The sequence below is a fragment of the Nostoc sp. NMS4 genome (assembly GCF_017115095.1).
GTDB lineage: Bacteria > Cyanobacteriota > Cyanobacteriia > Cyanobacteriales > Nostocaceae > Nostoc.
Map to the genome: position 1 here is coordinate 1 of NZ_JABXKI010000350.1, position 5055 is coordinate 5055.

Genomic DNA, 5055 nt, shown 5'->3' on the forward strand with positions numbered 1-5055 from the left:
TAACTCTATTACACCGGACCTCTCTCTTCATCCTCTTATTTTGGCTAAGGTATTGCTTGACCAGACTTTTTAATGTTCCTGCCGCCTGCATTGCTAATAGCAAAGCATCAAATTCGCTAGAAGTCTCAAACAACTGCAATGCATTTGTTCCGTCTTTTTCCAATCGCGTAGCCGTTAGAGCAACTTTTCTGGCTGCATGTGCCTTTTTTAATTCCTCCACAGAAGTTTTACGGGCATTAACTGCCTCTCGTCGTTGTTGAATTGCTTGCTTTGCCTGTACTTCAGCTTGACTAGCGTTTGCGCTAGCTGCTGCCATTTTGTTTTGGGCTAATTTCAGGTTTTCCTGTGCCTGATTCATTTTGTTATTTGCAACATTCAGTTTTGAAGTTGCGTTACTCAGATTCCGTTTTGCCTGTGCCGCCTGTTCTGATATCCTTTGATTGTCGCGTGATATTTTTTTATTGTCTGCCGATATCCGTTGATTATCTTGCTTGGTTTCTGCGGTTTCTCTGTTCGCCTGAATTAACTCGATTTGGGCATTATCCGTTTTTTCCTTTGCTGTTCCGGCTTGCCCCAATTCATATTGAGCAAATATTAATGACGCAACTGCCCCCAGCCCAGTCAGTCCTAAGACTAAATAACCAATACGAATTCGTTGATTAGCTTTGTAGTTCGCCTCTGCTAATACCTGCTTTGCCTGTTCCTCCGCCTCCAGCCTTTTTTGCACATCACGCTTTTCTAATTCTTGGCTAGCAGCTAAAAACCGATAGTCTAAGTCACTCAAACTTTTACCGACTGCCCATTCTTGAGCATCTTGCAAAGTCTGTCCCCGCAACAAGCGCGACTCATCTTGACGTTTAGACTCAACCCAGGCATTAAATGTATCTGAGTAGGGGCGCAAGTTTGCTAAAATCTTGTCGCACCATTCTTGTTTAAACACCTCTGCGTAAATCCGGTTATAAATTCGCAGCTTCCCATCCCGCTTCACCACCAAACCCGTCAGCCGCAGTTCTGTTTGTTCAGCACTATCATCAGTTGCTATCTCTCGCTGCTGCAAAATCTGCTGATACAACCCCAACAATCGCCCAGTCCTCTGTTCGCCACTCTGCAAAATTCTGTCACGAATCGTCTTCAAATGCTCCGGCTCATCTTGAGTTTCCCAATTCTCAATAATCCCCTGGCGTACCAACTCTTCCACCCAGTCTTTATCCTCTAGTCCCCAATTCCTAGTCTCCAGTCCCCCTTGCACCAGCAATTTACAAACTTTTTGTGTCAAAAATGGCTGTCCTCCCGTCCAGTCCAGCACCACCCGCATCAACTCTTGAGAATCACCCACTTCTGCTAATCCCTGTGCCAAGGGTTGCGCCTCTGAGAGTTGAAAGCCAGTTAAATCAATTGCCCGCCCAATATTAAAAGGTGTCCGGCGTTTATCTTGAATCAAATCTGAGGGTGTAGATACGCCAATCAAAGCAAAGGTGAGGCGATTATATTCAGGATGGTCTGCTCGTCGGTTGTAGCAATCGCGGATAACTGCAAAGAAGTCATCTAAGTTAAATAAAAGACTCAGAACGCTGTCAATTTCATCAATAAAAATAACAATCTTTTCAGGAATTCTTTGAAGTAAAACCGTTTCCATAAACTTGCTCAAACGCTGTACTGGTGAAAGCAAAGCGTTATCATTCCACCAAGTATCTAAATCAAAAGTAGTATAAATATTCAAACTTCCCACCAGACTATCAATCACCCCGGCATACCACTGTTCTGGGGTAATATCTGCCGTCCCAATCGCTGTAAAATCAACAACAGCACAAGCAAATCCCTCTGTTTGCAACTGCTGCATTACCTGCACCCGCAAGCTAGATTTCCCCATCTGCCGAGAATTGAGTACATAACAAAAATCCCCAGCTTTCAAGTATTCATAGAGGTCACGGTCAGCTTGCCGTCTAACATAAGTTGGTGCATTTTTAGGTAGACTACCCCCGACTTGATATTGATACTGGGTCATAAACAATTCAAAATTCAAAATTCAAAATTATGAAGTCCAAGCTAGTTTGGTTTTGGTATGGTGCGTTAGCTAATGGCATAACACACCCTAAAAGATTACGAATTACGAATTAAATGAGCTAGGTGTTTTAACACTTTCAAGACAATATATATGTCATCACGACTATCTAAAGCAAACAAATCAGATAGAGCGTATTGTGGAGTTTCAGTTTTTAGCAGTTTGATAAATCTAAATTCATTACCATTGGTGACAAACCCAAAAACAGGTTTTGCCGAAGTTGCATCTGCCAACATATAAGCCAATGCTTGTGGAATTGCTGGCACTAAGGAGTAATCTGCTCGTTTCGCCTCAATTACGAGAACCCAAAATGGAGGATGGAATACCAAGATGTCAATACGTCCTCTGATAATGATGCCTTCGTCTTCAGAAGAAATTCTGACCTCTTGTTCTGAGGCGATGTAGAAAGGCGGTTGATAAAAACCTGCTAGACGCAATAGTGGAGATAGCACTACCATTTTGACTACAGGTTCTAAAATAGGATATTTCGATAGATGCAAATATTCTGTCTTGACTTCGTTAAGAGATTGCTTTTCTAAATCACTCAACTCAGGTAAATCTTGCTGCCACTCTGAAAAAAAAAGTTCGTCGTCTGCAAGGTGTAGACCAAATTCATCGATGAGTTGGGCTAGGGTGATATCTTTTCCTTGAATAAGTTGAACCATTGTTGAGCCTTTTCGTTAAATGGTAATTGCAGATGAAAGTATTTCGGTCTTCCTAATGTACTTTTTTAATTTTTAATTCCCAAGCGATGCCCAAAATATTGCCTATACAAATCACACAAAGGCACTACTTCATTACCTTGAAACTTAACTAACCCCAGACTGCGGAGTTTAAAGGCTTCAGTTGTGCCTACATCCACGGGGCGATTTGCCATCATCGCTTGTTTGACGGCAGCTAACAGTTCTGCATCCTCTTGCAAATTCAGCCAATGGCGGCGTAAATGGTCACTGTAAGGGCCTTCCTCGGTTGCCGCGATTTTTTGCAGATTTTCCAGGGTCATCCGACCACGGGCAATTTCATAAAGCGCTACCCGCACTAAATATGGATGACCACCCACGAGTATCATTAATTCTTCAATTTGTAACTCAGACCAATTGAGTTGGTGACGCTCTACTAAGTCTTGGACTTGTGTTTGATTTAAATCTGGCAAATCAATGGGTAAGCCAACATTAAAAGGTGACTGATTTATATTGAGTGGGATATAAACTTCCTTGGAATGCACAATTACCAACCGGAGATTTTTCCAAACTGTCTCATTCTTTGACCGCTCATGCCAAGCTCGTAGCAATCCGAAAAAATCAGCCGCAATTATCGGATGCTTGAAGACTTCATCGACTTCATCCAAACCCAAAACTACGGGCTTATTAATGGCGGGTAATAAATACCGTTGAAAGTAATTTGTACATTTATTCTTGCTACCTAAAATACCCTTCCAATACTCATCTAACTTATCGGCTAGATTTAGTTCGTAAGTAATGGTGGCACAGAACCACTGCAAAAACTGGTCTAAATTACCGAGAAATTCTGCATCGGCTGACTGGAAATTTACAGGTGCTATCTGATAGTCATGTTGACTAGCATGATGGAGAACCCGTGACATGAGGGAAGTTTTGCCCATCTGCCGGGGGGCTTTGATGCGAATTAACGCCCCTGGTTGCAGAACTGCTTCATAACAGTCTACCTCAATTGGCGATCGCTCCACATAAAAGGCAGAGTTTAAAGATACCTGCCCTTCAGGATTTTCTAAGGAGACTGCTGTTTTTATCTCGCTATCTGGAATCGTTTCGTTTGCAGAGATAGCATCTTGGGGATTGTTCCGGCTTTTCAGCACTGGGGTGGAAGATTCTGGAATACTTTCTAAATCAATAGCGCTACAGCCAAACTCATAAGCATCCTCATAAGACCTATCAGCACCGAGCGCATCATAAAAGCCTACCGCAAATTTAATTGCGGCTCTGTCCCCAATTGCCCGATTCATCCCAACCACACAATTAATGTGTTGGTAAATGGCCTCAGCTTGCACCTCGCTGTAACAGGCATTTAATAATACACACTCAATTTTGTTTTTAAATAACTTAAATAACCTGGCCAGTGACTCTGTACTCACCAGCTGCATTTCCCCGATATTATTTTCAAAGGCTAAACCTTGATTTCCTCCCCCATGTCCAGAAAAATGGATAATATGAGGATTGCCATCTAAAAGCGCACGCCGCAAATCGTCAGGACGTACCGCCCATTTAGTAATCAGTTCAAACTTCTCTCTGCTGCGAGAGCGTTGTAACCCTTCCTGAATTTCCCTTACTTCCTCATCCAAGCGGAGTTTATCTGTCATTGTGGGATTAGCTGACACAATCAGGATTTTTTTCACAGCGCTATCAACTATTGAATGCAAGCTTTTGACTTAGATGTAGTTTACTACAGCAGATAGCTGGACTATTACTGATAACGCATTACCGTTAACGAGTATTTGAACTGGATTCATCCACCTTTGAACTCCGTTAACGAGTATTTGAACTACAATAGTGCGTCTAAGCGTGTAGTCTATTTACAGCATTTTGCATCTAAATGAAGTACATCCTTACCCCCCTTAATCCCCCCTTGTAAAGGCTACCGTGTACACACAAGTCGAATTACCCCCCTCAATCCCCCCGATGTATTGGGGGGAAGCCGGAAATCTAGTTCCCTCCCCAATGCATCGGGGAGGGTTAGGGTGGGGTAAAACCCTGGTTAATCAGCTATTTCAGACTTGTGTATACACCCTAGCCTTTCTAAGGGGAGGGTTAGGGTGGGGTAAAACCTTCGTTAATCAGCTATTTCAGACTTGTGTGTACACTGTAGCTTGTAAAGGGGGAAACCGGAAATCCAGTTCCCTCCCCTTTCTAAGGCTACGGTGTACACATAAGTCAAATTACCCCCCTCAATCCCCCCTTGCAAAGCAGGGTGGTTTCATACAAACAGAGAAAAATGACAATACTTATGGGAGGCGATCG

General features: G+C 42.8%; 3 protein-coding genes. All 3 read right to left on the reverse strand.

Features of this window, described 5'->3' with window-relative positions:
• On the reverse strand, window positions 1-2005 hold a 2005-nt coding region (locus HWQ37_RS30770), incomplete at its 3' end, for an AAA-like domain-containing protein (protein WP_292754367.1).
• Between the two features lie 95 nt (window positions 2006-2100).
• Window positions 2101-2727, reverse strand: a complete 627-nt coding sequence (locus HWQ37_RS30775) for a type I restriction endonuclease (RefSeq protein ID WP_292754370.1) — start codon at window positions 2725-2727, stop codon at window positions 2101-2103.
• Between the two features lie 65 nt (window positions 2728-2792).
• Window positions 2793-4433: an AAA-like domain-containing protein gene (locus HWQ37_RS30780; RefSeq protein WP_363318220.1), complete on the reverse strand. Its 1641-nt coding sequence runs from the start codon at window positions 4431-4433 to the stop codon at window positions 2793-2795.
• Window positions 4434-5055: the final 622 nt, after the last annotated feature.